The 26,600-nt window shown below is 70.5% G+C and carries 23 protein-coding genes and 1 tRNA gene; 7 read left to right on the top strand and 17 right to left on the bottom strand.

Annotated features, from left to right (window positions below):
* Entirely contained in the window at positions 1–1,092 is a 1,092-nt protein-coding gene (locus OG257_RS22605; protein ID WP_329210145.1) for an energy-coupling factor ABC transporter permease, read from the bottom strand.
* A gap of 181 nt (positions 1,093–1,273) precedes the next feature.
* Here OG257_RS22605 and OG257_RS22600 point away from each other — a divergent pair, with 181 nt between their 5' ends.
* Positions 1,274–1,681: an SsgA family sporulation/cell division regulator gene (locus OG257_RS22600; protein ID WP_329210143.1), complete on the top strand. Its 408-nt coding sequence runs from the start codon at positions 1,274–1,276 to the stop codon at positions 1,679–1,681.
* A gap of 161 nt (positions 1,682–1,842) precedes the next feature.
* On the opposite strand, the gene OG257_RS22595 is transcribed toward OG257_RS22600, so the two are convergent.
* Positions 1,843–4,053, bottom strand: coding sequence for an MMPL family transporter (locus OG257_RS22595; RefSeq protein WP_329210141.1), 2,211 nt, complete (start codon positions 4,051–4,053; stop codon positions 1,843–1,845).
* 128 nt (positions 4,054–4,181) lie between these two features.
* Positions 4,182–4,754 carry a TetR/AcrR family transcriptional regulator gene (locus OG257_RS22590; RefSeq protein WP_329210139.1) on the bottom strand — a complete coding sequence of 191 codons (573 nt, stop codon included), beginning with the start codon at positions 4,752–4,754 and terminating at the stop codon, positions 4,182–4,184.
* A gap of 190 nt (positions 4,755–4,944) precedes the next feature.
* Here OG257_RS22590 and OG257_RS22585 point away from each other — a divergent pair, with 190 nt between their 5' ends.
* Positions 4,945–8,298 (top strand): S41 family peptidase, encoded by a 3,354-nt coding sequence (locus tag OG257_RS22585; RefSeq protein ID WP_329210138.1) that lies wholly within the window; start codon positions 4,945–4,947, stop codon positions 8,296–8,298.
* 365 nt (positions 8,299–8,663) lie between these two features.
* Here OG257_RS22585 and OG257_RS22580 read toward each other — a convergent pair whose 3' ends face one another.
* From OG257_RS22580 to OG257_RS22565, 4 genes are all read right to left on the bottom strand, one after another.
* Positions 8,664–8,885, bottom strand: coding sequence for a hypothetical protein (locus tag OG257_RS22580; RefSeq protein ID WP_329210136.1), 222 nt, complete (start codon positions 8,883–8,885; stop codon positions 8,664–8,666).
* A gap of 86 nt (positions 8,886–8,971) precedes the next feature.
* The gene (locus OG257_RS22575; RefSeq protein WP_329210134.1) at positions 8,972–9,856 is read right to left on the bottom strand and encodes an SDR family oxidoreductase; all 885 of its coding nucleotides are present in this window, start codon (positions 9,854–9,856) and stop codon (positions 8,972–8,974) included.
* Entirely contained in the window at positions 9,853–10,794 is a 942-nt protein-coding gene (locus OG257_RS22570; protein ID WP_329210133.1) for an alpha/beta fold hydrolase, read from the bottom strand. Before OG257_RS22570 ends, OG257_RS22575 begins: the two co-directional genes overlap by 4 nt.
* On the bottom strand, positions 10,791–12,311 hold the full coding sequence (locus OG257_RS22565; RefSeq protein ID WP_329210131.1) for a flavin-containing monooxygenase: 1,521 nt from the start codon (positions 12,309–12,311) through the stop codon (positions 10,791–10,793). The genes OG257_RS22570 and OG257_RS22565 overlap by 4 nt, the downstream gene beginning before the upstream one ends.
* Positions 12,312–12,480: 169 nt before the next feature.
* Between OG257_RS22565 and OG257_RS22560 the strand changes: the two genes are divergently transcribed.
* Complete coding sequence (locus tag OG257_RS22560) at positions 12,481–13,122, top strand: MerR family transcriptional regulator (RefSeq protein ID WP_329215281.1); 642 nt, start codon at positions 12,481–12,483, stop codon at positions 13,120–13,122.
* Between the two features lie 4 nt (positions 13,123–13,126).
* Here OG257_RS22560 and OG257_RS22555 read toward each other — a convergent pair whose 3' ends face one another.
* Complete coding sequence (locus OG257_RS22555; protein ID WP_329210129.1) at positions 13,127–13,942, bottom strand: exodeoxyribonuclease III; 816 nt, start codon at positions 13,940–13,942, stop codon at positions 13,127–13,129.
* 49 nt (positions 13,943–13,991) lie between these two features.
* On the opposite strand from OG257_RS22555, the gene OG257_RS22550 reads away from it, so the two are divergent.
* The gene (locus tag OG257_RS22550) at positions 13,992–14,480 is read left to right on the top strand and encodes a GNAT family N-acetyltransferase (protein WP_329210127.1); all 489 of its coding nucleotides are present in this window, start codon (positions 13,992–13,994) and stop codon (positions 14,478–14,480) included.
* Here the strand turns inward: OG257_RS22550 and OG257_RS22545 are convergent.
* Positions 14,477–15,262 carry an SAM-dependent methyltransferase gene (locus OG257_RS22545; RefSeq protein WP_329210126.1) on the bottom strand — a complete coding sequence of 262 codons (786 nt, stop codon included), beginning with the start codon at positions 15,260–15,262 and terminating at the stop codon, positions 14,477–14,479. The genes OG257_RS22550 and OG257_RS22545 overlap by 4 nt on opposite strands.
* Positions 15,263–15,637: 375 nt before the next feature.
* On the opposite strand from OG257_RS22545, the gene OG257_RS22540 reads away from it, so the two are divergent.
* The gene (locus OG257_RS22540) at positions 15,638–16,873 is read left to right on the top strand and encodes a hypothetical protein (protein WP_329210124.1); all 1,236 of its coding nucleotides are present in this window, start codon (positions 15,638–15,640) and stop codon (positions 16,871–16,873) included.
* A gap of 96 nt (positions 16,874–16,969) precedes the next feature.
* Positions 16,970–17,437, top strand: a complete 468-nt coding sequence (locus OG257_RS22535) for a GNAT family N-acetyltransferase (RefSeq protein ID WP_329210122.1) — start codon at positions 16,970–16,972, stop codon at positions 17,435–17,437.
* 147 nt (positions 17,438–17,584) lie between these two features.
* On the opposite strand, the gene OG257_RS22530 is transcribed toward OG257_RS22535, so the two are convergent.
* The 7 genes from OG257_RS22530 to galU form a co-directional block, all read right to left on the bottom strand.
* Positions 17,585–17,658 (bottom strand) — tRNA-Ala (locus OG257_RS22530).
* 87 nt (positions 17,659–17,745) lie between these two features.
* Positions 17,746–18,873 carry a divisome protein SepX/GlpR gene (sepX, locus tag OG257_RS22525; protein WP_443054460.1) on the bottom strand — a complete coding sequence of 376 codons (1,128 nt, stop codon included), beginning with the start codon at positions 18,871–18,873 and terminating at the stop codon, positions 17,746–17,748.
* A 157-nt stretch (positions 18,874–19,030) separates the two neighbouring features.
* Positions 19,031–19,651, bottom strand: coding sequence for a GNAT family N-acetyltransferase (locus OG257_RS22520; RefSeq protein ID WP_329210119.1), 621 nt, complete (start codon positions 19,649–19,651; stop codon positions 19,031–19,033).
* Between the two features lie 17 nt (positions 19,652–19,668).
* Positions 19,669–20,235, bottom strand: coding sequence for a MogA/MoaB family molybdenum cofactor biosynthesis protein (locus OG257_RS22515; RefSeq protein ID WP_329210117.1), 567 nt, complete (start codon positions 20,233–20,235; stop codon positions 19,669–19,671).
* Positions 20,232–20,732: a cyclic pyranopterin monophosphate synthase MoaC gene (moaC, locus tag OG257_RS22510; RefSeq protein WP_329210115.1), complete on the bottom strand. Its 501-nt coding sequence runs from the start codon at positions 20,730–20,732 to the stop codon at positions 20,232–20,234. Before moaC ends, OG257_RS22515 begins: the two co-directional genes overlap by 4 nt.
* A 131-nt stretch (positions 20,733–20,863) precedes the next feature.
* Complete coding sequence (gene glp / locus OG257_RS22505) at positions 20,864–22,174, bottom strand: molybdotransferase-like divisome protein Glp (RefSeq protein WP_329210113.1); 1,311 nt, start codon at positions 22,172–22,174, stop codon at positions 20,864–20,866.
* 5 nt (positions 22,175–22,179) lie between these two features.
* Positions 22,180–23,082: a UTP--glucose-1-phosphate uridylyltransferase GalU gene (galU, locus tag OG257_RS22500; protein WP_329210111.1), complete on the bottom strand. Its 903-nt coding sequence runs from the start codon at positions 23,080–23,082 to the stop codon at positions 22,180–22,182.
* A gap of 92 nt (positions 23,083–23,174) precedes the next feature.
* Here galU and OG257_RS22495 point away from each other — a divergent pair, with 92 nt between their 5' ends.
* Positions 23,175–23,768: a 5-formyltetrahydrofolate cyclo-ligase gene (locus OG257_RS22495; protein ID WP_443054459.1), complete on the top strand. Its 594-nt coding sequence runs from the start codon at positions 23,175–23,177 to the stop codon at positions 23,766–23,768.
* 37 nt (positions 23,769–23,805) lie between these two features.
* Here OG257_RS22495 and OG257_RS22490 read toward each other — a convergent pair whose 3' ends face one another.
* A complete protein-coding gene (locus OG257_RS22490) occupies positions 23,806–26,550 on the bottom strand; it encodes a penicillin acylase family protein (protein ID WP_329210109.1) in 2,745 nt (914 codons plus the stop codon).
* Positions 26,551–26,600 lie beyond the last annotated feature (50 nt).

Raw genomic sequence — 26,600 nt, 5'->3', positions numbered from 1 at the left:
TCAGACGGCCCCGGTGACGGGGGTGGCCGGCGCTTCGGAGGTACGGCGTCGGCGCACCGCCCAGAAGACTCCGGTGCCGACGGCGACGGTGGAACCGACCCCGATCACTCCGGCGAGACCGCCGGAGATCCGGGCGTCACTGATGTCCTTGACGCCGTAGTCGGCCAGGGGGGAGCCGGCGGCGCCGTGCTCCTGGACCTTCTCGTCGATGCCCTTGTCGGCGGCGACCTTCTCCAGGCCGTCCGGGTTCGCGGAGGCGTAGAAGGAGACGAAGCCCGCGAGGACGAGGGCGGCGGCCAGGCCGGTGGCCCAGACCTTGCGTGTGGAGCGGGCCGCGACGGCGACGGGAGTGGGAGCGGCGGCCGGGGCGTCGATGAGCTCGCCGCCGACGCGGAGCTTGAGCGGGGCCGCGAGTCCGCGGGCGCCGTACACGAGGTCCGGGCGCACGGCGATGACGGCACCGACGGTCAGCGCGGTGATCGCGGCCTCACCGATGCCGATCAGGACGTGGACGCCGACCATCGCGGTCAGAACCTTGCCGATGGGGACGTCGGTGGTCCCGCCGATCGCGTAGATCAGGGTGAAGGCGGCGGCAGCGGCCGGTACGGAGACCAGGGCGGCCACGAAGGACGCGACGGTCGTCCCGCGGCGCCCGCGGGGCAGCACACGTGTCAGCCCGCGGAAGAGGCCGTAGGCGACGACCGTGGTGACGACGCCCATCACCGTGATGTTCACGCCGAGTGCGGTGAGACCGCCGTCGGCGAAGAGGATTCCCTGCATCAGCAGGACGACCGCTATGCAGAGCACTCCCGTGTACGGCCCGACCAGGATCGCGGCCAGTGCCCCGCCCAGGAGATGGCCGCTGGTGCCGGCGGCGACCGGGAAGTTCAGCATCTGCACGGCGAAGATGAAGGCGGCGACCAGACCGGCCAGCGGGGCGGTGCGCTCTCCCCCGCCCCCGGTTCCGTCCGAGAGGGAGGCGCCGCCCAGTTCTCGCCGAGCACCCCGGAGGCTGACGGCGACCGCGCCTGCGGCGACGACGCCGGCGACGGCGGAGACGGGTGCATTGATGAATCCGTCGGGTACATGCATGGAGTGGCTCCGCTTTCGGGCGTTTTCGCGGGCGGGGTCGGGAACCGCTCAATGATAGTGCCCTGTTGCAAACAGTTCGCAAGAGCGTACGCGACACAACTGCTCACGCCTCCCAACGTGCCCAATATGGGACATATGGCACATTGGAGGGGAGAGATGCATACACAGGAGGAGCCGGCCCATGTCCCTCGTGATCCAAGAACATGCCAGAGCCCGGCTCATCACCGACGGACCCGACCCACGGCTGGTCCCCGTCGAGCTCACCTGCGACACCGACGCCCCGCAGACCGTCCACGTCCGGCTTCCCGGCGGCGTCGACTGGGCGTTCGGCCGCGACCTCCTGGAAGGCGGACTCCGCGCCCCCGTCACACGCGACGACATACGGGTCTGGCCGTGCGGCCGCGCCCAGCTGGTCCTGGAACTGCACTCCCCGGACGGCGTCGCCGTGTTCCAGTTCGACGTCGCGCCGCTGATCCGCTTCCTGCACCGTACGCACGAGGCCATCGAGCGCCGGACCCCCGCCCCCGCTCCTCCCCCCGCCGCCCCTGCCCCGGCCCCCGCCCCGGCCGCCTCCGTCACCCGCGCATGACGCCGGGCGGCGCCGGACCGCACTGCATGACGAAAGCCCCCGTGCCGCGTGCACGGGGGCTCTCTGTCGCCCCGGTCCCCCGTCCCCACAGGTAACCGGTGCACCGGGGCCGCGCTCCGCTCAGACGCGGACCCCGGGGTACGTGCGGCTCGGACCGCGGATCAGACGCGGGCCAGTTCGCGCTCCTCGCCGTCCGCCGGGCCGTCGGCCAGGCCCTTGCGCAGGCCCTCGCCCTCCACGTCCACGTTCGGCAGTGCGCGGTCCAGCCAGCGCGGCAGCCACCAGGCACGCCGGCCGAGCAGGGCCAGCACCGCCGGCACGATGGCCATGCGGACCACGAAGGCGTCGAAGAAGACGGCGATGGCCAGCGAGAAGCCGATCATCTTGATCATCGACTCGTGGGAGCCGATGAAGCCCGCGAAGACCGCCATCATGATCACCGCGGCGGCCGTGACCACCCGGGCACCGTGCCGGAAACCGGTGACGATCGCCTGGCCGGGCGTCTCCCCGTGGACGTACGCCTCACGCATCCGGGTGACCAGGAAGACCTCGTAGTCCATCGCGAGGCCGAAGACCACACCGACCATGAAGATCGGCATCATGCTCATGATCGGTCCGGTCTGCTCGACCCCGAAGAGCGAGCCGAGCCAGCCCCACTGGAAGACCGCGACGACCGCGCCCAGGGCCGCTACGACCGAGAGCAGGAAGCCGAGGGCCGCCTTCAGCGGCACCAGCAGCGAGCGGAAGACCACCATCAGGAGCAGGAAGGCCAGGCCGACGACGAGCGCCAGATAGGGCAGCAGCGCGTCGTTCATCTTCTGCGAGAAGTCGATGTTCATCGCCGTGGCACCGGTGACCAGCACCTCGGCACCCGTGTCGCTCTTGATGTCCGCACCCGCGTCACGGATCGCGTGGACGACCTGTTCCGTCTCGGTGGAGCTCGGACGGTCCTTCGGGATGACGGTGATGGTCGCGGCGTCGCCGGCCTTGTTGAAGGTGGCCGGGGTGACGGCCGCGACATGGCCGATGCCCTCGATCTCCTGGGAGACCTGGTCGACCGCGGTCTTGCCGTCCGAGCTGCCCTTCGTGTCGACGACGACCAGCAGCGGACCGTTGAACCCGGGACCGAACCCGTCGGACAGCAGGTCGTAGGCCTGGCGCTGCGTGGTGCTCTTCGGCTGGGAACCGTCGTCCGGCAGGCCCATCTCCAGCGAGGCCGCGGGTACGGCGATGACTCCGAGGCCGATGACCCCGGTGAGCAGGACCCACACCGGCTTGCGCAGCACGAACCGCGCCCAGCGGGTGCCCATGTTCGGCTTGGCCTCGGGCTTGTTCTCCGCCTCGGCGGCCTTGCGCGCCCTGCGCCCCATGACCCGCTTGCCCGCGAAGCCCAGCAGCGCAGGGACGAGGGTGAGCGCGATGAGGACGGCGATCGCGACCGTGCCCGCGGCGGCGAAGCCCATCTTCGACAGCATCGGGATGTTGACGACAGCGAGGCCGACCAGGGCGATGACGACGGTCAGACCCGCGAAGACGACCGCGGACCCGGCGGTGCCGACGGCCCGGCCTGCGGCTTCCTCACGCTCCCGGCCCTCGGCCAGTTCGGCGCGGTAGCGGGAGACGATGAAGAGCGCGTAGTCGATGCCGACCGCGAGGCCGATCATCATCGCGAGCGTGGACGTGGTGGAGCCCAGGTCGAACACGTTCGCGAGGGCCGTGATCAGCGAGACGCCGATCCCGACGCCGATGAGCGCGGTGAGCAGCGGGAGCCCGGCCGCGATCAGCGAACCGAAGGTGATCACGAGGACCACCGCGGCGATGGCGACACCGATGATCTCGGTGGCCCCGGTCTCCGGCATCACCTGGAGCGCGTCACCGCCGATCTCCACGGTCATTCCGCTGCTCTGCGCGGCCTCGCCCGCTTCCTCGAGCGCCTCGCGCGTCCCGTCGGTGAGCTCCATCGAGCTGACGTCGTAGGAGACGGAGATGTACGCGGTCGAGCCGTCCTTGCTGACGGCGTTCGCCGCGAACGGGTCGGCGACGGAGGCGATCTGGTCCGAGCCGGACTTCAGCTCGGCGACGATCTCCTTGACCTCGGACTTGTTGGCGGCGTCGGTCACCTTCTGGTCGCCGGGTGCCTTGAAGACGACCCGGGCGGTCGCGCCGTCGGCGCTGCCCCCGGGGAAGCGCTGTTCCAGCAGGTCGAAGGCCTTCTGGGCCTCCGTACCGGGGATGGAGAACGAACTGGAGGTGGCGGTGGACGCGGAGGCGGCACCGAATCCGGCGAGCGCCAGCAGTGCCACCCAGACGAGGGCGACATAGCGGCGGCGCCGGAAGGCAAGCCGGCCGAGCTTGTAAAGGAATGTGGCCACGGAGGGGTACTCCCGGTCAGGTCGTTGAGTGGAAAAGGGCGTGAGGAACCGGCCCGACGACGAGAGCGGCGTGTCAGGTGGAGCTTCGGGGAGGGGTCCTCGGCAAAGAAGGAAAAAGAAAGGGGACGTCAGACGCCGAGGGCGGGGAACACCACGGCTTCGACATAGTCGGTGAGGAACGCCCGGTCGACCGAGCGGTCGTCGACCATCTCACGGGCGGCGAAAGCGCCGATCATCATGTGCGGTACATACGGGAGCGCCGGATTGTCCGGACGCACCTCACCCCGGTCCACGGCCCGCTGGAGCAGCACCCCGAGACCGGTCATCTCCGGCTCGATCAGCAGCTCGCGCAGCGCCTGGAACAGATCGGGATTCTCATGAATGGCATGGGTCAGGCCCCGCATCAGCGCGGAGTTCTTCTCCATCTGGCAGTCGTCGGTGCGCAGCAGTACGGCGTTGAAGTCGCCGCGCAGCGAACCGGTGTCGATCTCGGCAAGGTGCACCGGCTTGTCGTGCCGGAGTGCCTTGACGACCAGCTCGGCCTTGCTCCCCCACTGGCGGTAGAGGGTGGCCTTGCTGGAACGGGTGCGGGCGGCAACGGCGTCCATGGTCAAGGCCTCGTATCCGACCTCGCCGAGCAGGTCGAGCACGGAGGTGTACAGCTCGCTCTCGCGTTCCGGCGTGAGCCGACTGCGTGCCATGTCCCGACCTCCTTGTCCGTTGCGCCTGCTGGATCGTACGTCGGCGGCCGGTCATCGGGATGATCAACCAAACGAACGAAACTGTTTCGTACACCTGAAGGTACTCCCCCGACCTAGCGAAACGAGACAGTTTCGCTTGTGTCCTGCACCACAAGTTGCCGGAGCCCCTTCGCACGGAAAGCATTGGGGGGTGAGTGACGACGTCGCGTATCTCCGTTTCCCGCACCTCCACAAGGACTTGCTCTGCTTCGCGGCCGAGGACGACCTCTGGGTCTCCCCCCTCGTCCCGGCGGGGCAGCGGCCCGGCCGGGCGTGGCGGCTGACTGTCGACCGGACCAGGGTCAGTCATCCGCGCTTCTCGCCCGACGGGAGCCGCATCGCCTACACGACCTGGCGCACGCTCGACCCAGAGATCCATCTGGCCCCCGTGGACGGCGGGCCCGCCCGCAGACTCACCTACTGGGGCTCGACCGACGCCCGGGTCTGCGGCTGGAGCCCCGATCCCGGCGACTCGTCCCAGATCCTCGCCGTGTCCTCGCACAACCAGCCGTTCTCGTACTTCTCGTGGGCCTACAGCGTCCCCACCGACGGCAGCCCCGGCGGCAAGCTCCCCTGGGGCCCGGTCTCCGACATCGCGGTCGCCGACATCGACGGCGAGCGGCGCACCCTCCTGCTCACCGGCAAGCCGCCGCACGAGCCCGCCGCGTGGAAGCGGTACCGGGGCGGGGCGACCGGGCGGCTGTGGCTGCACGGCGAGCGCCTGCTGCCGGACATCGGCGGCCATCTGGACTCACCGATGTTCGTCGGGCGCCGGATCGCGTTCCTGTCCGACCACGAAGGGGTCGGCAACCTGTACTCCTGCCTGATGGACGGCAGCGATCTGCGCCGCCATACGGACCACGACGCGTTCTACGCCCGCCACGCCTCCAGCGACGGGCAGCGGGTCGTCTACCAGTGCGCGGGCGATGTGTGGCTCGTCGACGACCTGGAGTCGCCGGACGCCGTACCGCGGAAGCTGGAGGTACGGCTCGGCGGGCCCCGGGCGGGGAGGCGCACGTACCAGGTGCCGGCCGCCAGCAACGTGGACTCGCTCTCCGTGGACGAGACGGGCCGGGCGAGCGCCGTCTCCGTACGCGGCAGCCTCTACTGGCTCACGCACCGCGACGGGCCCGCCCGCACGATCACCGACACCCCTGGGGTGCGGGTCAGGCTGCCGGAGATGCTCGGCAGCAGCGGCAAGGTCGCGTACGTGACGGACGCGGACGGCGACGACGCGATCGAGATCGCCTACCTCCCGCGGGCCAGCGGCGACCGCGAGCCGGTCCGGCTGGCCTCCGGTCAGCTGGGCCGGGTCCAGGAGCTCACCTCGGACCCGGAGGGCGAGCGCCTGGCCATCGCGGCGAACGACGGCCGTCTGCTCCTGCTGGACACAGCCGTGGAGGCGGAGACGGAGACGGCCGTGGAGGGCGAGGACGGGTCCGAGGACGCCCCGCCGGTCCCCCAAATCCCCGCGGAGGACGTGGTCACCGAACTCATCCGCTCCGTCAACGGTCCGGTCCGCGATCTGGCGTTCTCGCCGGACGGAGCGTGGCTGGCCTGGTCCCACCCGGGCGTGGGCCGGTCGCTGCGGCAGATCAAGCTGGCGAGGATCTCCGGTCCCGACGCCCCGGTGATAGTGGATGTCACCAACGGCCGCTTCGAGGACGAGAACCCCGTCTTCACGGGTGACGGCCGCTACCTCGCGTTCCTCTCCTGGCGCGGTTTCGACCCCGTGTACGACGTCCATACCGGCGACCTCTCCTTCCCGCTGGGCTGCCGCCCCTATCTGGTCCCGCTCTCCTCGGCCACCCCGTCCCCCTTCGCCCTGCTGCCGGACGGGCGGCCGGCGGCGGGCGGACTGGACCCGGTGGACATCCCCGAAGGCACGGTCGAGGGGACGACGGTCACCGTCGAGTTCGAGGGGCTGGAGAGCCGGGTGACGCCGTTCCCGGTCTCCGCGTCGAAGTACTCGGGGCTGCAGCCGGTCAGCGGCGGCGGCCTGGTCTGGCTGCGCTGGCCGATCTCCGGCGCCCTGGGCGAGACCTTCGCCAACCCCTCGGACATGTCGGGCCGGCCCACGCTGGAGCACTTCAACATCGCGAAGGCGCGCAAGACCGAACTCGTCGACCACCTGGACTGGTTCGCGGTCAGCGGGGACGCGAGCCGACTGGTCGTGATGGACGACGGCGAGCTGCGCGCCGTGCCGTCCAACGAGCCCGGCGACAACGATTCGACGGTCTTCCTCGACCTTCGCCGGATCCTGCACGATGTCGACCCGGCGGCGGAATGGCGTCAGGCCTACGGGGAAGCGGGGCGCATCATCCGGGCCTACTTCTGGGAACCGGACATGTGCGGCATCGACTGGGACGGCGTGCTCGACCAGTACCGGCCGCTCGTCGAACGGGTCGCCTCGCCCGACGAGTTCGCGGACCTGCTGCGGGAGGTCCTGGGCGAACTGGGCACCTCCCACGCGTACGTCTCGCCCGCCCGCAGGAACGAGGGCCCGCCGCACTACCAGCGGGCGATCGGGCTGCTGGGCGCGAACCTCGTGTGCCGCGACGGCGACTGGACGGTCCAGCGGATCCTGCCCGGTGAGTCCTCGGACTCCAAGGCCCGTTCACCGCTTGCCGGTACGGGCATCCGGGAGGGAGCGGTCCTCACCCATGTCGACGGGCGGCCCGTCGACCCGGTGGCCGGACCGTACCCGCTGCTGACGGCGGCGGGCGGCACCACGGTGGAGCTGACGTTCCGGCCGGCCGGGGGCGAGTGCGGCGGCCGGTCCCGGCGCATCGCGATCGTCCCACTGGTCGACGAACGGCCGCTGCGCTACCAGGACTGGGTGGCCAAGCGCCGCGAGGTCGTACGGGAGCTGAGCGGCGGCAAGTGCGGGTATCTGCACATCCCGGACATGGGCGGCTCGGGCTGGGCGCAGTTCAACCGCGACCTGCGCCTGGAGGTCTCCCGCCCGGCCCTGATCGTCGACGTACGCGGCAACGCGGGCGGCCACATCAGCGAACTGGTCGTCGAGAAGCTCACCCGAACGATCCTCGGCTGGGACCTGACCCGCAACGCGCAGGCGGTCAGTTACGCGTCCAACGCTCCGCGGGGTCCCGTGGTGGCGCTGGCGGACGAGGCGACCTCCTCCGACGGCGACATGATCACGGCCGCGTTCAAGCTGCTGAAGCTGGGGCCGGTGGTGGGTCAGCGCACCTGGGGCGGGGTGGTCGGCATGACCGGGCGCCACCGGCTCGGCGACGGCACGGTGATCACGGTGCCGATGAACGCGGCCTGGTTCGACACGTACGGCTGGTCCGTCGAGAACCACGGCGTCGGCCCGGACCTGGAAGCCCTGCGCACCCCCCTGGACTGGGCCGAGGGCCGCCACGCGGTCCTGGACGACGCGGTAAGGGTGGCCCTGGACCTCCTGGCGGTCCACCCCGCGGCCACACCCCCCACCTACGCAACAGCCCCGGTCCTGCGCCGCCCCCCACTACCACCACGCTGACCCGACAACCCGGATACCTCCGCTCCACCCCGACAACCCCAGCCTGCCAGGCACTTGAGGGCACCCTTAGAGCTGCCCGCTCGAGGGCACCCTTCGAGCCCACCCCGAACAACCTCAAGCCCGCCCGGCACTTGAGGGCACCCTTGAGCCCGACCACCCCCAGCCCGCCCGGCGCTTGAGGGCGTCTTTGAGCCCGTCCGGCGATTGAGGACCGGGGGCCCGGGGGCAGAGCCCACGGTTTCGGGAAGGGGCGGGTAGGGGACAAGCCCCGCGCACGCGAAAGGGGCGCACCCGGTACTCCGGATGCGCCCCTCAGCAACGCAGCAACGCAGACGCGTCAGACGCCCCGCGCCGCCGAGCTCACGTCAACGGTCGAAACGCTCGCGCGCCTGGTCCGAAGCGCCCTGCGCCCGCTCCCGCACGCCGGACTGACCGGCGGGACGAGCGGCACGGTCCGCACGCTGCTCGTCGGCGTCGGACGGGCGGTCGTGCCGCTCGTCCCGCCGGCCGCCGGCCTTCTTCTGCTGCTGCTTGGCCTGGTCGGCAAGCTCCTGCGCCTTGTCCTTGAACTGGTCTGCGATGCCCATGCTGTTCACTCCTATGTGGGTGCGTGGGGTTGGCCCCGGTGGGGCCTCGCTCAGACTTACACACCCGGACATTCATCGCATTTCGATCATTGACGCTCGGCCCGCGCCGCCCTGTCCGCCTCGCCGCCGGCCCCCACGAGCCCCTTACTGACGCCCTCGAGCCGCGGCCCGAACCGCTTCATCTCCCGCTGCCCGACCGCCCCGATCAGCATGGGCAGGTACCCGCGCACCGACTGCATCCCGCGCAGCCACCACTGGGCGTACACATGCGCGGACCGCCGCTCGATACCGGCAACGATGCGGTCCACGGCCGGACCCAGCGGATACGTACGGTTCGTCGGCCACGGCAGCCGCCCCCGCAACTCCCGCATGACGTCGTCCTCGTCGGCACCGCGCACCATGTCCGTGTCGGTCCAGGACAGATAGCCGACCCCGACCTTCACCCCCCGGTAGCCGACCTCCGCACGCAGGCTGTGCGCGAACGCCTCCACGCCCGACTTGGACGCGCAGTACGCGCTCATCATCGGCGCCGGGGTGATCGCGGCCAGCGAGGCGATCTGGAGGAAGTACCCGCGGCTCTCCATGAGCACCGGCAGGAACGCCCGCCCCGTCACCGCGCCGCCGATCAGGTTCACCTCGATGACCCGCCGCCAGGCGACGGGGTCGGAGTCCACGAACGGACCGCCCGAGGCGACCCCGGCGTTGGCGACGACGACGTCGACCTTGCCGAACCGTTCCTTGACCTCGCGGGCGACCTGGGCCATGGCCTCATGGTCGGTGACATCCGCGTACCAGTGGTCGCTCTCCCCGTGCAGCCGCTCCGAGACCTTCTTCAGCTCGTCCGGCTCCAGCCCCACCAGTGCCAGCGTGGCACCGCGCGCCGAGAGCTTGCGGGCCAGCAGCTCGCCCACACCGCGGGCCGCGCCGGTGACGACCACGACCTGCCCTTCGAGACTCCGCCTGCCGCTCATGCGACCTCCTCCTCGTGCACGGCCTGCGCCGCACTGTCCGCGGTGACGTACCGGGCCACCAGTTCCCGGAGTTTCGCGGTGACCACCTCGGGCGCCTCGACCGGCGTCATATGACCCATACCCGTCAGCTCCGTGAGCCCGAGGCTCTGGGGCAGCGCCGCCTCGATGGCCCGCGCGTGCACCGGCGGCGTCAGCCGGTCCTCCGTGCCCGCGATCACCGCGGTCGGCAGCCGCAACTCCCTTACGCCCGATTCGAGATCGAGCTCCGCGAGCACATGCCCCCAGGCGACACGGGCCTTGCGGGGACACGCGTGCACGATCCTGGCACAGGCGTCGACCCGCTCGGGGGACGAACCGCGGCCCATCGTCGCGTACTTGAGGATCGCCTTCGAGACCGCGTTGACCGGCCCGAGCGGCGCCCGCGCCCCGAGGACCTTCCCGGTCAGCCGCGTACGGAGGGCGCCGGCCCGCATCGGCAGTACCAGCGACTCGGCTGTCAGCCGCGAACTGCCGGTGCTGCACAGCAGAACAGCGGCCCCGTGCTCGCGCACCGCGGCCCGCCCGGCTGCGGCGATCAGCGTCATCCCGCCCATGGAGTGCCCGGCGAGCACCGCCTTCTGCCCCGGCGCGAGCGTGGCCCTCAGCACCGCTTCCAGATCGTCGGCCAGCTTCTGCGTGCCGTATCCGTCCGCACCGGCCTCCGGCGTACGGCCGTGGCCCCGCTGGTCGTAGACGACGACCCGGTGGTCCGCCGCCAGGTCACGCACCTGCGCGTCCCAGAAGTGCGTGTTGCAGGTCCAGCCGTGCGCCAGGACCACGGCGGGGGCGCCTTCGGGTCCGTGCAGTTCGACGTGGATGCGCGCGCCGTCGGCGGACACGGCGGTCAGTTCGCGTACGGGCACGGGCGGGACGTCCGCCCGGTGCAGCAGTCGGCTCATCGTGCGACCTCCTCGGTGACGGACTTCTTCGCGGTGCTGACGGCGGGCGGCCGGATGACCTCGTACTCCCCGAGGTCGACCGAGCGCGTGGCCCGCCGGAATTCAGCCGTCGTCCCCGGCCAGACCGTGGTGTTGCGCCCGGTGGAGTCCAGGTACCAGCTGGTGCAGCCGCCGGTGTTCCACACGGTCCGCTTCATCCGGTCCTGGACCCGCCGGTTCCACGCGCCCACGGCGGAGGTCCGTGCGCCGAGTGCGGCGCGTCCGCCCAGGACGTCCAGCTGGCGCAGGTAGTCGGCCATGTAGTTCAGCTGGGACTCGATCATGAGGATCATGGAGGAGTTCCCGAGCCCGGTGTTGGGGCCGATGACCGTCATCCAGTTGGGGAAGCCCGCCGCGGAGGCGCCGCGCAGCGCCTGCATGCCGTCCTTCCAGGACTCGGCGAGCGTGATGCCTTCGGCGCCGACGACCCGGTCGGCGATCGGCATGTCCGTCACATGGAAGCCGGTGCCGAGGATGATCACGTCGGCCTCGGTCTCCGTGCCGTCGGAGGCGACGACGGTGGAGCCCCGCACCTCGGCCAGCCCCGAGGCGACGACGTCCACATTCGGCTGGGCGAGCGCCGGGTAGTAGGCGTTGGAGAGCAGGATGCGCTTGCAGCCGATGCGGTACGAGGGGGTCAGCTTGGCCCGCAGCTCCGGGTCCTTGACCGCCCGCGCCATGTTGGCCTTGGCTATCCGCTCCACCAGGCCCAGCTGGTCGGGGTGCTTGGTGAACGCGCCGACCTGCAGCTCCCGAATGCCCCACAGCAGTCCGCGGCGCGCGGTGCCGGTGAACGGGAGCGTGCGGTGCAGCCACTTCTCGGCCCCGCTGATGGCTCGGTCCATGCGCGGCATGACCCAGGGCGGGGTCCGCTGGAACAGCGTGAGCCTGCTCGCCTTGGGCTGGATCTCCGGCACGATCTGGATGGCGGACGCACCGGTGCCGATCACCGCGACGCGCTTGCCGGTGAGGTCGTAGTCGTGGTCCCACCGGGCCGAGTGGAAGACCTTGCCGGGGAACTCGGCGAGACCCGGGATGTCCGGCAGCTTCGGGTCGGAGAGCGGACCGGTCGCGGAGACGACGACATCGGCGGTGACGGTGACGCCGTTGGCCGTCTCGATCACCCAGTGCAGCTCGTCGCCGTCCCAGCGCATGACCGTGACCTCGTGGTCGAACCTGAGGTGCGGGCGCAGCCCGAACGTGTCGGCCACGTGCTCCAGGTAGGCGCGTATGTGCTCCTGCCCGGAGAAGGTGCGCGGCCAGTCGGGGTTGGGCGCGAACGAGAAGGAGTAGAGGTGGGACGGTACGTCGCAGGCGCAGCCCGGATAGCTGTTGTCGCGCCAGGTGCCACCGACGGAGCCGGCCCGCTCCAGGACCAGGAAGTCGGTGATGCCTTCACGGCGCAGCCGGACAGCGGCCCCGAGGCCCCCGAATCCGGATCCGATCACCGCCACTCGTACGTGTTCGTGCTGGGCCATGCTGCCGCCTCCCCGCGGTACGTCACACGACTCTGCCAGCAATCACTGGCATTGTTGGGAGGGTAGAGCAGGACCGTACCGATGGGTAGGGGTCGCACCAAGGAAAGTTACCGGCGGTACAACATAGGGTGCGGGTGTGGCTGAAGGACGCGAGCACCGCGAATACCGCATGGATGAGCTGGCCAAGGAGGCCGGTATCACCGTGCGCACCCTGCGCTTCTACCGTGAGCGCGGGCTGATCCAGCCGCCTCGCCGCGAGGGCCGCATCGCCTGGTACGACGACCACCACCTGGCCCGCCTGCGCACCATCACGGGCCTGCTGGAGCGCGGCCACACCCTCAACGGCATCGCCGACCTCGCCACCACCTTCGACAGCGGCCGCGATGTCGCCGAGGTGCTGGGCCTGGGAGAGCCGACCGAGGAGACCCCGGTCCGGCTCTCTCCCGAGCAACTCGCCGACTACTTCAGCGACGAGGCCACGGCGGAGAACCTCGCCGCGGCCCTGGACCTCGGCTACCTCGCCACGGACGGCGACGAGATCGTGCACATCAGCCGCCGCCTGCTGGAGGCCTCGTCGGAGCTCGTACGGGAGGGAGTGCCGCTCTCCGCGGTGCTCTCCTCCGGCCGCCTGGTCCGCGAGCACGCCGAGGCGCTCGCGGATCTCTTCGTCCGGGTCATGAACACCCACGCCGAGGGCACCGAACCGGACCGGATGCGCAGCCTCGCCCACGCGGTGGTGGACGCCGAACTGTCCATGGCCCTGGACCGGCGGCTGCGCGGCGAGGACGACACCGGCACCACGGAGAAGTGACCGGCTACCGCTCGTACGTGACCGTCACCGGCGCATGGTCGCTCCACCGCTCGCCGTGCGTGGCCGCCCGCTCGACCCAGGCCTTCACCGCGCGGGCCGCGAGGCCGCCGGTCGCGACCTGGTAGTCGATGCGCCAGCCCGCGTCGTTGTCGAACGCCCGCCCACGGTAGGACCACCAGGAGTAGGGCCCCTCCTCGTCCGGGTGCATGGCGCGGACGACGTCCACGTACGCGGCCTCGTCGAACACCCGGGTCAGCCACTCCCGCTCCTCGGGGAGGAAGCCCGAGTTCTTCTTGTTCGACTTCCAGTTCTTGAGGTCGGCCTCACGGTGGGCGATGTTCCAGTCGCCGCACACGACCACCTCGCGCCCCTCGGCGGCCGCCCGCACCTTGAGGCCCTTCAGATAGGGCAGGAAGGCAGCCATGAAGCGCTCCTTCTCGTCCTGCTTCTCCGTACCGACGTCACCCGAGGGCAGATACAGGCTCGCGACCGTCACACCCGGCAGGTCCACCTCGACGTACCGGCCACTGCCGTCGAACTCCTCGCTCCCCGGGTCCCCGAAGCCGCCGAACCCGGTCTGGACGCGCTCCGGGGCGTGCCGCGTGTAGATGGACACACCGGCGCGCCCCTTGGCCGCGGCCGGGGCGTGCACGGTGTGCCAGCCCTCGGGGTCACGTACCTCTTCGGGCAGCTGCTGCGGTTCGGCCCGGACCTCCTGGAGGCAGATCACGTCGGCCTCCGTCTGCGCCAGCCACTCGACGAAGCCCTTCTTCGCGGCAGCGCGGAGCCCATTCACATTCACACTGGTTACGGTGAGCATCCCGGCACAGTACCGATACCCGCTAGTGCATACCTGTACCATGACTCGCATGAATATCCAGCCTCGGCCTTTCGACCACCCCGACGCCGTCAAACTCAACGACCTGGTGCAGCTCGAATACGCCGAGCGCTACGGAGATGGGGGCGACATCACACCGCTCGACGCCACCATGTTCGATCCGCCGCGCGGACTGTACCTGCTCGCCTATGACGGTCAGGGCAGGCCTCTCGCCACCGGCGGCTGGCGCTCGCAGGAGCGGAACGCCGAGGGCTACTCCGACGGCGACGCCGAGATCAAGCGGATGTTCGTGATAACCGAAGGCCGCGGCAACGGCCTGGCCCGGCGGATCCTCGCCGCCCTGGAAGCCGACGCACGGGCCGCCGGCCGCACCCGCATGGTCCTGGAGACCGGCGACAAGCAGCAGGAGGCGATCGCCCTGTACACCTCCAGCGGCTACACACCCTGCACGAAGTTCGGCCACTACCGGACGTACGAGAGCAGCATCTGCATGGCCAAACCGCTGCGGCAGCCTTCCTAGGGAACCCGCGCCACACCCACGTAGAACCCGCTCCGCTCGTACACCGGCGCGGGCTGCTCCCGGTACCACTCGGTCGCCGAGACCAGCCCCGGCTCCACGAGGTCCAGCCCCTCGAAGAAGGGCTCGACCTCGCCGCGCGTCCTCATCCGCAACGAGATCTCACCCTTGCGGTACGCGGACTCGGTCTCCTGCCGGAGCTCCGGGTGCTGATCGGCCGTCCCGTGCGAGAGGACCAGGTAACTCCCCGACGGCAGCGCGCCCACCAGGGTCCTCGTGATGCCGTACGGGTCCTGGTCGTCGGGCAGGAAGTGCATCAGCGCGATGAGGGACAGCGCGAGGGGGCGACCGAAGTCGAGCACCTCACCCGCGCGTTCGAGGATCGCCCCCGGCTGCCGCACGTCCGCGTGGATGTACTCGGTCGCCCCCTCGGGCCGGCCGACCATGAGCGCTTCCGCGTGACGCAGCACGATGGGGTCGTTGTCGGCGTAGACGACCCGGGCCCGCGGCGTGACGGCCTGGACGATCTGATGCAGATTCGGGGAGGTGGGTATCCCGGTACCGATGTCCAGGAACTGGTCGATGCCCTGCTGGGCCAGCCAGCCGGAGGCACGGTGCATGAAGGCCCGGTTCCGCGCCGCGTTGGCCCGCGCCTCGGCAGGCAGCTTCTCCCCGACCGCCTGGTCGACGGGGTAGTTGTCCTTGCCGCCCAGGAGCCAGTCGTAGACGCGCGCCGGATGCGGCTTGCTGGTGTCGATTCGAGAGCTGGGCATACCGGCTGTCACAGGACGCTCCTCCGTACGGAATCGCGGATACTGGCGCTCCCCCGAACACCGGACAACCGTCAACTGCGGCCACCGGGCGGCCAGGTGAGCAGGAACAGCCTAGGCGACAGAGTAATCACCGTCCTCTGTTGCCCAGTGGTGACACGGTGACGATGGTTCAGCGACCCTGCGTACCCGATGATGAGCGCACACCGCAGGGCCGCCGGGGGGAAATGCAGAACCGGACGGGAAGCGGGAGTCCAGCACTTCGTTCCACGGGATCGGCGCTCTGCCGACTCCCTGCACTTCTGCGCACCACATCGCACCGCCATGCCATCAAGGGCCCGCTGTCCTCGTGTCAGTGCGTCCTCGACGATTCCTGGGGGGAATCCACTCATGCTCGCTCCCGCCCGCGCAGCCGCCGTCGTCGCCGCTGCGATCGCCGGTACCGCCCTCGTCCCCTTCATCGCACACGCCGAGAGCCAGCCGCTGCTGCGCGTCGAGCTGGGAACGCCCGCATCGAGCGGGCCCCTCACCCGGGGCGGCGCCACCGAGACCTTCGAGCTGACCGTGGAGAACCCCGGTACCAAGGCGCGCCAGTACCACCCGTGGCTGCTGCTCGACGAGGCCGGCCCGAGCCCGCTCCAGACGGCTGACATCACCTACCGCGTCGAGCCCGTGAACGCCCCCGCGACCGCCGTGCTCGTAGGCCACCAGGACGGCGGATGGCAGGGCATGTTCCACCCGGCCTCCGGAAGCGCCGGCGACGGCTTCCAGGTCCCGGCCGGCTCCGAGCTGACGTGGAAGGTCACCATCGGCCTCACCAAGTCGTACCCGACGATCAACGGCGGCTTCGAGCTGACGGCCGCCAGCGTCCGGCCCGAGCTGGAGCGACCCGACACCCTGGCCTTCGACGTGGCCCCGAACAACGAGCCCGGCACGTTCCGCACCTGGATGGACAGGACCGGCGGCTGCGAGGGCCTCCCCGAGAGCCAGTGCCAGGGCCTGGACCTGCACTACAAGGTGGGCGGCCACGGCACGTTCAACCACGCCGTGCGCAGCCAGCTGATCGCCTCCTACGGCGACAGCAAGGTGCGGAACGCGGGCCTCGTCGTGGAGGCGAAGGTGGACGGCGGTTGGAAGGCCCTGAAGGGTGACGACTTCTTCGCGACCCTTCCGACGATCCAGAAGGGCTTCGGCGTGGACTCGGGCGAGCGCGTGGTGCCGCTGCGGATCAAGCTGGCCGCCGACACCGCGGTCACCGGCCCCACGCCGATCACCCTGCGGACCGAGACCCTCCTGGACGCCGGGAACAACTACCCCTTCGCGGGTACCCCCGACACGAAGATCACGCTCGGCCCGGTGAAGGCCACGCCCACGCCCACCACGATCCCGTCCACCACGCCTTCCACCACCCCGACGGTGACGCCCTCCACCAGCAGCTCCGCCGCCGCGCCGGCCCCGTCCGCGCCCTCGACGCCTTCGGCGGGTGCTACCCGGGCCACCACCGGCTCCCTCGCCACCACCGGCTCCGACTCCACGGCGTCGCTGTACGCCGCCCTGGCGGCCGCCGCTCTCGTGGCCCTCGGCTCCCTGGCCTGGTTCACCACGCGCCGCAGCGCCCGGCGCTGACGGTCGATAAGCCCCCCGCCGATTCCCGGTGGGCGGGGGGCTTCTCACGTGCGTATTCACGGGCGTTCGCCCCCGGGGCATCGATAGCATCCGCCCATGTCCACCGCGCTCCGCCTGGAGAAGATCACCCCCGACAATGTCGATGCCGCGCTCGCCCTGCGCGTCCATCCCCACCAGGAGAGGAACGTCAGTCCCGTCGCGACTTCGCTGGCGGAGGCGTACGCCTTCGGTGAGCCCGCCTGGCCCCGGCTCATCTTCGACGGCGACCGGCTCGTCGGCTTCCTGATGGCCTTCCTGGACATCCAGTGGGCCCCCAAGAAGGACCCCGACGACCGCCGCAGCGGCCTCTGGCGGCTCAACATCGCCGCCGCCCACCAGGGCAAGGGGTACGGGCGCTTCGCCGTCGAGGCCGTCCGCGAGGAGATACGGCGGCGCGGCGGCACCCTGATGTACGTGTCGTGGGAGCCGGACGAGGACGGGCCCGGGGACTTCTATCTCAAGCTGGGCTTCCGTACGACCGGCGAGACCACCGGCGGCCAGACAGTCGGCGTACTCGACGTATGACGCGAGGGCCCCGCCCGGAAGACACCGGGCGGGGCTCCGTGCTCGCGCGACTGTCCGAGCAGCCCCCGCACCGGCACGGGCACTTCGCTGCTGTACGACGCCAAAGAGCCCCTACCGGGTTTCCCCGGTAGGGGCTCTGAGCTGCGGTGGACCTGTGGGGATTTGAACCCCAGACCCCCTCGATGCGAACGAGGTGCGCTACCAGACTGCGCCACAGGCCCTTGCAACGAGTGAAACTTTAGCACCCCCACCGGGGTGCTCGGAAATCCGTATGCCGCAGGTCAGCCGAGTCGGCGTCGCCACCGGTCTCACTCGTTGGCCGCACGGGGCCGGTCCCCGTCGTCGTACTGGTCGAAGAGCGGCGTCCGGCCCCGGTCGCGCGTGCGGCGGGGCTGGTTGGCGCGTCGGCGCGGCGCCGGGTCCGCCGCGGGCTCGGCGGGGTGCGCCGTGCCCGTCTGGGTGGGCTCCGCCGTGCTGGAGCGGGCCGCGCTCCAGGTGTCCGGGTCGCCGACCTCCACACCGCCCGTGGCGCGCGGGGCCACCGGGGCGGTGACATACGTCGGGAGGGGGACCGGGACCGGCTCCCAGCTGTCGCCCTGGGCAGGCCCGCGTTCGCGCTGCTGGTCCACCCACTCCGCGTGGTCCGTCTGCTCGACGAGGGCGCGGCGGCCCGCCTCCTGCGGGGAGACCGTGGGGGCGGGCACCGGGTGGGAGTCGCGCCCTTCGGGCTCCTCGTCGGGCTCGGCGGGAGCCGTTGTCGCGGGCTGGTGCCTGCGGGGACGGTTCTCGCGGAGCCGCTGCGCGGCCACCTCGGCAAGGCGGCGGTCCATGGTGAAGGCGAACCGGCGCCGCTCCTGGGCGCGCAGATGCACGATGTACGTGCTCAGCAGCACGGCCGGGACGGCGGGCGCCCACAGGAAGCGGAGTCCGCCGACCGCCGCGACGACGGCGCCGAGCGTGAACGCCAGGAACAGGACGATGGTCGTACGCCGACGGCGCGCCAGCACCTTCGAGCGCCGGGCCCGCCGCTCGCGCTCGGCTTCCGCACTCGACGTACGCGCGCGCTGTACGGGCGCGGGCCGGGCCGCCTGCGCGCGCGGGCGCTCCGGGGCGGGACGCTCACGCACCGGGTCGTGCAACCGGGCTTCCGTGTGCGCCGGGGGCGCGGAGAAGGCCCGGACGTCCACGGAACCCAATCGGTCCGTGACGGCATCCGGGTCGACGTCGCCGGGCGCCTCCTCGGCATCGCGCTCCCGCAGCTCCTTGGCGTACCGGCGCTCCATCGCCGCCCGTCCGGACAGCAGCCGGATGGCGGTGCTGAAGCGTTCCGTCGGACGGGCCTCATTGAGCTCGTCCTGCCTGCGGAGCCACATCGGCACCAAGTAGGCGGCCCAGGCCCCGACAATGACTGCGTAGATGAGGCCGCTGCTGCTCACGCTCACACCGTAGAGGGGTTTGCACGGCGGCATCCGCCAATTGGCCCGGTGTGTCGCTCGATCCGGCTGATATCACGGACTTTTTTTGCGATTGTTCAGATCAGCAGTCGACGCGAGTGGGTTCGCTAGTGCTCAGAGAGCGATCAATTTCGAACACTTATTTCATTTCCCCGGGAGTGCGTGGCGCCGCCGGCCGCACTCTGCGCCAGCGCCGGAGCATCCCGTCAGGGACTTCTTCCGCGGTGAGGGCAAAGATCAGATGGTCCCGCCACGCACCGTCGATGTGGAGATAGCGGGGACGCAGCCCTTCCTCACGGAATCCCAGCTTTTCCACGACTCTCCGGCTGGGGCCGTTCTCGGGCCGAATGCAGACCTCGATCCGGTGCAGACCGACGTTGCGGAAACAGTGGTCGACGGCGAGCGCCACCGCGGTCGGCATGACACCACGGCCCGCCACACCCCGGTCCACCCAGTAGCCGACATGGCCCGAGCACATCGATCCCCAGGTGATCCCGGCCACCGTCAACTGCCCGACGAGACGCCCTTCGAACTCGATGGCGAAGGGCAGCATCCGGCCCGCGTTCGCCTCGGAGCGCAGATGGCGGATCATCTGACGGTAGGTGGGGCGCTGGGCAACCGGGGCGCCGGGCGCGGGTGGCGGGACGGTCGCCTCCCAGGGGCGCAGCCAGTCACGGTTGCGCCGGTTGACCTCACGCCACATGCGCTGGTCACGCATCTTTATCGGGCGGAGGGTGATCTCGCCGTCGGTCAGGATCACCGGCCAGGTCGGGACGTTCAGCTCGAGCTCCCCGGTCGGGGGTGATCGCCGCCGCGCACCTGATCGACGGCGTGCACCAGAAGCCTGCTGAGGACGGCGAGGCCGTCGCGCACCCCGCCCGTGGAACCGGGGAGGTTCACGACGAGGGTGCCTCCCGCGATACCTGCGAGGCCGCGCGAGAGCGAGGCCGTCGGGACCATGTCCCGGCCTTCGGCACGGATCGCCTCGGCGATGCCCGGGATCTCGCGTTCGATGACGCGCCGGGTGGCCTCCGGGGTCCGGTCGGTGGGCGAGATGCCCGTACCACCGGTGGTGAGGATGACGTCGTAGCCGGCTGCCGCGCCGGCCCGCAGGGCCGCCTCGACGGGGTCGCCGTCCGGAACGACCTGGGGGCCGTCGACGGCGAATCCGAGACCGGTGAGCGCCTCGACGATGACCGGGCCGCCCTTGTCGGCGTAGACGCCGGCCGATGCGCGGTTGGACGCGGTCACGACGAGCGCGGTGTACGGGGCAGCCGGCGCGGCGCCGGACGGGTCCGGTGCGGGCGGTACGGTGCCCGAGGGGTCGTTGTCGGGCACGGTCATGCGTCCGCCCCCTCCGGCGCGGGGCGGCGGTAGTCGCCGGACTTGCCGCCCGACTTCGCCTCCACCCGGATGTCCGTGATCACCGCGCTCTTGTCGACCGCCTTGATCATGTCGATCACCGTGAGCGCGGCGACCGAGACGGCGGTCAGCGCCTCCATCTCGACCCCTGTGCGGTCGGTGGTCTTCACGGTGGCGAGGATCTCCACGGCGTCGTCCGTGACGCTCAGATCGACCTTCACACCGGAGACGGCGAGGGGATGACAGAGCGGGATCAGGTCCGGGGTGCGCTTGGCCCCCATGATTCCGGCGATCCGCGCGGTCGCGAGCGCGTCGCCCTTGGGGACGCCCTCACCCCGGAGCAGCTCGATCACACGCGGCGACACGAGGACCCGGCCACTGGCCCGGGCGACGCGCGCCGTGACGTCCTTCTCGGACACATCGACCATGCGGGCCGCGCCCGCCTCGTCGATGTGCGTCAGCCTGTTCTGCGTACTCAACTCACTCCGCCTAGCGGTAGGGCGCCGGTTGCCCGCTCGGCCCGCACACACACGTGCGGGCGGGCCGGGGGTCCGGGGGGCTTCCCCCGGTAAGGCACAGCGCCAGATACCGTACCGCCACCGCGCGGAAGTCAGCGGAGGAGGATCACCTCGGTCTCCGCGCCGGGCTCCGCGGAGGTGACGTCCTCGGGCAGCACGATCAGCGCGTCCGCCTGGGCGAGCGCGGCGATCAGATGCGATCCGGAACCGCCGACGGGGGTGACGGTGCCCGCCTCGGAGTCGTACGTACCCCGCAGGAACTGCCGCTTGCCGGACGGCGAGGCGAGCGCCTTGTCCGTGCTCAGCGTGGCGCGGACCGTCGGGCGGCGGACATCCTTCAGCCCCATCAGGGTCCGGATCGCCGGCCGTACGAACAACTCGAAGGAGACGTACGAGGAGACGGGGTTGCCGGGCAGCGCCAGCAGCGGGGTGTGGTCGCGGCCGATCGAGCCGAAGCCCTGCGGCTTGCCCGGCTGCATGGCCAGCTTGCGGAAGTCGATGCCGCTGCCCTGGTCGTCCTCGTCACCCACGGAGGACAGGGCTTCCTTGACCACGTCGTACGCGCCGACGCTCACGCCACCGGTGGTGACGACGATGTCCGCGCGGATCAGCTGGTCCTCGATCGTCGCGCGCAGCGTCTCCGCGTCGTCGGCGACCGCGGGCACCCGGTAGGCGATGGCCCCGGCGTCCCGGGCTGCCGCTGTCAGCGCGAAGCTGTTGGAGTCGTAGATCCGGCCGCCGGTCAGCTCCTCGCCGGGCTGCACCAGCTCGCTGCCGGTGGAGAGCACGACGACGCGCGGGCGGGGCCGCACCTTCACCGTCGAGCGGCCGATCGCGGCGAGCAACCCGATCTGCGGCGGTCCGACGACCGATCCCGCGCGCAGGGCCAGATCTCCCGGCTGGACGTCGCTGCCCCGGGCCCGGACGTGGGCGCGGGCCGCGACGGGGCGGTGGACACGGACCTCACCGCTCGCCCCTTCCGGGGCGTCGCTGTGGGCGCGCATGGACTCGGCCGGGCCGCCGCCCGTACCCCCGTCGGTCCACTCGACCGGGACGACCGCGTCGGCGCCCGCGGGCAGCGGGGCGCCGGTCATGATGCGGGCCGCCTCGCCGGGAGCCACCGACCGGCCGTCGGCGAGTCCGCCGTCGCCCGCCGCGACATCGCCGATGACCGTCAGGACTGCGGGGAACTCCTCGCTGGCGCCCTCGACATCGGAGACCCGGACGGCATATCCGTCCATCGAGCTGTTGTCGAAGGGCGGCAGAGCGACCTCGACCATGACGTCCTCGACCAGGACACAGCCCTGCGCGTCGGCCAGCTGCAGCTCGATGGGCTCCAACGGCCTCACCGCGGCGAGGATGTCGTCCAGGTGCTCGTCCACCGACCAGATCGTGGCGCTCAAGCTGTCTACAACTCCTCGTTGACGTAACTGCGCAGCCAGGTCCGGAAGTCCGGACCCAGGTCTTCACGTTCGCACGCGAGTCTGACAATGGCACGCAGGTAGTCGCCGCGGTCACCGGTGTCATAGCGGCGGCCCTTGAAGACGACGCCGTGCACCGGGCCGCCGGTCTTCTCGTCCTCGGCCAGCAGCTGCAGTGCGTCGGTGAGCTGGATCTCGCCCCCGCGTCCGGGCTCCGTGTGACGCAGTATGTCGAAGATCGCGGGGTCCAGGACATAGCGGCCGATGATGGCGAGGTTGCTGGGCGCGTCGGCCGGGTCGGGCTTCTCGACCAGCCCGGTGATCCGTACGACGTCGCCGTCGGCGGTGGCCTCGGTGGCCGCGCAGCCGTACATGTGGATCTGCGACGGGTCGACCTCCATCAGCGCGATGACGCTGCCGCCCTCGCGCTCCTGGATCTCGACCATCCGGGCGAGCAGCGGGTCGCGCGGGTCGATCAGGTCGTCGCCGAGGAGGACCGCGAACGGCTGGTCACCGACGTGCGGCGCGGCGCACAGGACCGCGTGGCCGAGGCCGCGCGGGTCGCCTTGGCGGACGTAGTGCATGGTGGCCAGGTCGCTGGACTCCTGGACCTTGGAGAGCCGTTCGGCGTCTCCCTTGCGGGTCAGCGCGGACTCCAGCTCGTAGTTCCGGTCGAAGTGGTCCTCCAGGGGACGCTTGTTCCGACCGGTGATCATCAGAACGTCGGAGAGGCCTGCTCCGACCGCCTCTTCGACGACATACTGGATGGCGGGCTTGTCGACGACAGGCAGCATCTCTTTGGGAGTGGCCTTGGTGGCCGGCAGGAACCGGGTGCCGAGACCTGCAGCCGGGATGACGGCCTTGCTGATCCTGGGGCGCGACTGAGTCATACGCAGACTCTAACGGGTACGTATGGGCGGAAGATGAGCGTCCGGTTAACTTCGTACTCATACAACCCCATACGAGAATTATGCGAGCACCCGTGAACCACGACATGTCCGGAAAGGCGCCCCTGCGGCGCGAACTGCTCGCCGCGCGACGGCTCCTGACCTCTCAGGACGTCGAAAACGCCGCGGCGGTTCTCTCCTCGGCCGCACTCGTTCTTCCGGAGCTCGACGGAGCCCGGACCGTCGCCGCCTATGTGTCCGTGGGGCGTGAACCCGGGACCCGCCCGCTCCTGGACGCGCTGCGTGCGCGGAACGTACGGGTGCTGCTGCCGGTACTCATGGCCGACAACGACCTGGACTGGGCGGCGTACGAGGGCACCGAACACCTCCTGCCCGCGGGCCGGGGGCTGCTGGAGCCCGACGGCGCGCGTCTGGGGCCGGCCGCGGTCCTCGACGCCGACGCGGTCCTGCTCCCCGGGCTCGCGGTGGACCGGCGCGGAATGCGGCTGGGCCGGGGCGGCGGCAGCTACGACCGGGTACTGGCCCGGCTGTCGGCGGCCGGGGCCCACCCCGCCCTCGTCGTCCTGCTGTACGACGACGAGGTGGTCGCGCAGGTTCCGGAGGAACCGCACGACCACCCCGTGGATGCCGTGGTCACGCCGGCCGGAGCGCGGCGCTTCACTGCCTAGGCCGTCCTGGGCGCTGCCCGGGCTCCCCGGGTGCCGCCTAGGGTTTCTTGAGCGTCAGCGTGTCGACCGTGGACTGCCCGACCGCGTTGCTGCTGAAGGACCAGTCGAGCAGTTCTCCGTCGACCCACTTGTCGGTCTGATCGGTGTAGTGCGCGCTGAACGCGTGCCCGGAGGCGCCGGTCAGGTTGATCCAGCGGGACTTGTCCCAGTCCCCCACGTTGACGACCATCCGCATCGACGGGACCCAGATGACGTCGTAGCCCCCTGCCGCGTTCCAGCCGGTGGCGTTGACGGCGGCCTCGCCGCCGCCGAGGTGCCAGGGACCCCGGTTGAGGGCCCGCTGCAGAAGGCCGGGGCCCTCGGTGCCGAGCGTCGGGTTGCGCAGGGTCAGCTGGTGCAGCCGACCCCAGCTCCAGGTGGTGATGTCCTTGCCGAGCTCGGCCGTCAGCTCCCAGCGGGCGTCTTCCATGGCCCGGGCGAAGAGCTCGTCACGGTCGTCGATCGCCTCTTCGCGACCCCTGACCGGAGCCTTCCACCACTCGTTGTCCTTGTCCTCGAGGATGGACCCGACCACCTCGTACCAGCGGTCGCCGCCGTCCGGCTGGGCGGCGTCCGGGGCGCGCTGACCGCATTCCCGTACGAGCCGGTCCTGCTCGTCCACCGGACCGGTGCCGGCGGCGGGCGGCACATTGAGGCAGTCACCCTCGGCGCGGAGCTCCTTGGGGAGCTTGTTGCCGAAGGCCAGCTTGAGGATGTTGCGCCAGACGCCGTTGAAGTAGGCGGCGGCCGCCGAGTCGGGTTCCTGGGAGTAGTCCCAGTTCTCCAGCAGCTTCTGCGCCTCGCGGACGTTCTTGTCGGAGATGTTGATCTTCAGCAGTTCGGGCACCAGCTTCGCGGCGATCACGCTCTGGTTGTCCATCTGCATCTTCTGCATGTCGTCGGTCGAGATCTTCCCGCCGCCCTTGGTCTTCGACTCGATGAGGTCGTTGATCCGCTGGCTGCGGGCGCCGTAGCCCCAGTCCTTGGTGAGCAGGTGGGGGTACTTCTCGTCGATGACGGCCTGGTTGGCGGTGACGATGTAACCGCGCTCCGGGTTGTACTCGTACGGCAGCTCGTCGAAGGGAACGAACTCCTTCTTCCAGCCGTAGTCCGAAGTCCAGCCGGGGGTGGGCAGCCGGCCGTCGCCCTTGATCCGCACCGGGATCGTCCCGGGGGCCTGGTAGCCGATGTTGCCCTTGGTGTCCGCGTAGATGAGGTTCTGCGAGGGCACCTCGAAGTTCTTGGCCGCCGCCCGGAAGGACGTGAAGTCCTTGGCCCGGTTGAGCTCGAAGACCGCGTCCATGGACTTGCCGGGATTCAGCGCGGTCCACTTCAGGGCGACCACGTAGCCGTCGGCACGGTCGGGTGCGTCGTTGGTGACGGGCGCCTTCTTGCCGACCTTCTCCAGCTCGCTGCTGCGGTCGGAGACCACCGGGCCGTTGTTCGTCTCGCGCACGGTGATGTGCCGGCTGCGGCCGCCGGCGACCTTGATGGTCTCCTCACGGGTGTCGAAGGGCTTGGTCCTGCCGTCGTACTGGTAGCCCTCGCCCGAGACCTTCTCCAGGAAGAGGTCGGTGACGTCCGCGCCGAGGTTGGTGAAGCCCCAGGCGATGTCCGCGTTGTGGCCGATGATCACACCGGGCATCCCGGAGAACGTGTAGCCGGCGGTGTTGTACTGGCAGGTCTCCGAGATCACCCGGCAGTGCAGCCCCATCTGGTACCAGAGCGAGGGAAGTTGCGGCGCCAGGTGCGGATCGTTGGCCAGCAGCGGCTTGCCGGTCGTCGTGTATTTGCCGGAGACGACCCAGGAGTTCGAGCCGATGCCGCTGCCGTTGGGTCCGAGCAGCGCCGGGATCTCGTCGAGGGTCTCGGAGAGCGCGGAGAGCTGGGTGTTGAGGCCCTCGGTGGCGCCCTCGGGGGTGTTCGAGCCGATGCTGTCCGACGGCTCGGCCTCCGGGTCGAACTTGCCGGTGACCGGGGAGACGGCGCCCTGCCGGACGATCGGCTTGTTCTTCGCGTACGGGTAGTCCGGGTAGAGATCCTCGATCTGCTTCTCGCTGAGCCTGCTGGTCATCAGCGAGCGGTCGATCTCGTCCTGCATGTTGCCGCGCAGGTCCCAGGCCATCGCCTTCAGCCAGGCGACCGAGTCGACCGGGGTCCACTCGGTGGGCTTGTAGTCGTTGGTCAGGCCGAGGGCGGCGTACTCGACGGAGATGTCCTTGCCGTCCTTGCCGTCCAGATACGCGTTCACCCCCTCCGCGTACGCCTGGAGGTTCTTCTTGGTGTCCTCGTCAAGCTTCTTGTCGTACTCATCCTGCGCGACCTTGCGCCAGCCCAGCGTGCGCAGGAAGGAGTCGGTCTCGACCTGGCCGGAGCCGAACATCTCGGAGAGCCGCCCGGACGTCATATGACGGCGGACGTCCATCTCCCAGAAGCGGTCCTGGGCCTGGACGAAGCCCTGGGCGCGGAAGAGGTCGCTGTCGGAGTCCGCGTAGATCTGCGGGATCCCGTAACTGTCGCGTTCGACGTCGACGTTGCCGGTCAGACCCTTGAGCTCGATCGAACCGGTCGTCTGCGGGTACGAGGCCCGAACCGTGGAAACGGACCAGAACGCGCCGTAACCGACACCCGCGACAAGCGCCAGCACCAGGACGATCACGAACAGGCGGGCGCGTCGCCCCTTCTTCCTGCCGGGCTTCTTCGCATCGGAAGAACCGGAAGAGGCGGTTGTGTTGGCGGGCATCGCTGTCCTTCGAGGGGCAGGGTGGTCCTGGGAGTGCAGGAGCAACCATA

The organism is Streptomyces sp. NBC_00683 (assembly GCF_036226745.1).
Lineage (GTDB): Bacteria > Actinomycetota > Actinomycetes > Streptomycetales > Streptomycetaceae > Streptomyces.
Note: the sequence above shows the minus strand (reverse complement) of the source record. Positions and strands in the feature narration are given on the sequence as shown.

Excerpts from the sequence above, each read along its gene's own strand:
- galU (WP_329210111.1), bottom strand. The coding sequence starts at position 23,082 with ATGACTCAGTCGCGCCCCAGGATCAGCAAGGCCGTCATCCCGGCTGCA.
- OG257_RS22540 (WP_329210124.1), top strand. The coding sequence starts at position 15,638 with ATGCTCGCTCCCGCCCGCGCAGCCGCCGTCGTCGCCGCTGCGATCGCC.
- OG257_RS22490 (WP_329210109.1), bottom strand. The coding sequence starts at position 26,550 with ATGCCCGCCAACACAACCGCCTCTTCCGGTTCTTCCGATGCGAAGAAG.
- OG257_RS22535 (WP_329210122.1), top strand. The coding sequence starts at position 16,970 with ATGTCCACCGCGCTCCGCCTGGAGAAGATCACCCCCGACAATGTCGAT.
- OG257_RS22605 (WP_329210145.1), bottom strand. The coding sequence starts at position 1,092 with ATGCATGTACCCGACGGATTCATCAATGCACCCGTCTCCGCCGTCGCC.
- OG257_RS22580 (WP_329210136.1), bottom strand. The coding sequence starts at position 8,885 with ATGGGCATCGCAGACCAGTTCAAGGACAAGGCGCAGGAGCTTGCCGAC.
- OG257_RS22590 (WP_329210139.1), bottom strand. The coding sequence starts at position 4,754 with ATGGCACGCAGTCGGCTCACGCCGGAACGCGAGAGCGAGCTGTACACC.
- OG257_RS22550 (WP_329210127.1), top strand. The coding sequence starts at position 13,992 with ATGAATATCCAGCCTCGGCCTTTCGACCACCCCGACGCCGTCAAACTC.
- OG257_RS22555 (WP_329210129.1), bottom strand. The coding sequence starts at position 13,942 with ATGCTCACCGTAACCAGTGTGAATGTGAATGGGCTCCGCGCTGCCGCG.
- OG257_RS22600 (WP_329210143.1), top strand. The coding sequence starts at position 1,274 with ATGTCCCTCGTGATCCAAGAACATGCCAGAGCCCGGCTCATCACCGAC.
- OG257_RS22575 (WP_329210134.1), bottom strand. The coding sequence starts at position 9,856 with ATGAGCGGCAGGCGGAGTCTCGAAGGGCAGGTCGTGGTCGTCACCGGC.
- OG257_RS22570 (WP_329210133.1), bottom strand. The coding sequence starts at position 10,794 with ATGAGCCGACTGCTGCACCGGGCGGACGTCCCGCCCGTGCCCGTACGC.
- OG257_RS22515 (WP_329210117.1), bottom strand. The coding sequence starts at position 20,235 with ATGACCGTGCCCGACAACGACCCCTCGGGCACCGTACCGCCCGCACCG.
- OG257_RS22560 (WP_329215281.1), top strand. The coding sequence starts at position 12,481 with ATGGATGAGCTGGCCAAGGAGGCCGGTATCACCGTGCGCACCCTGCGC.
- OG257_RS22565 (WP_329210131.1), bottom strand. The coding sequence starts at position 12,311 with ATGGCCCAGCACGAACACGTACGAGTGGCGGTGATCGGATCCGGATTC.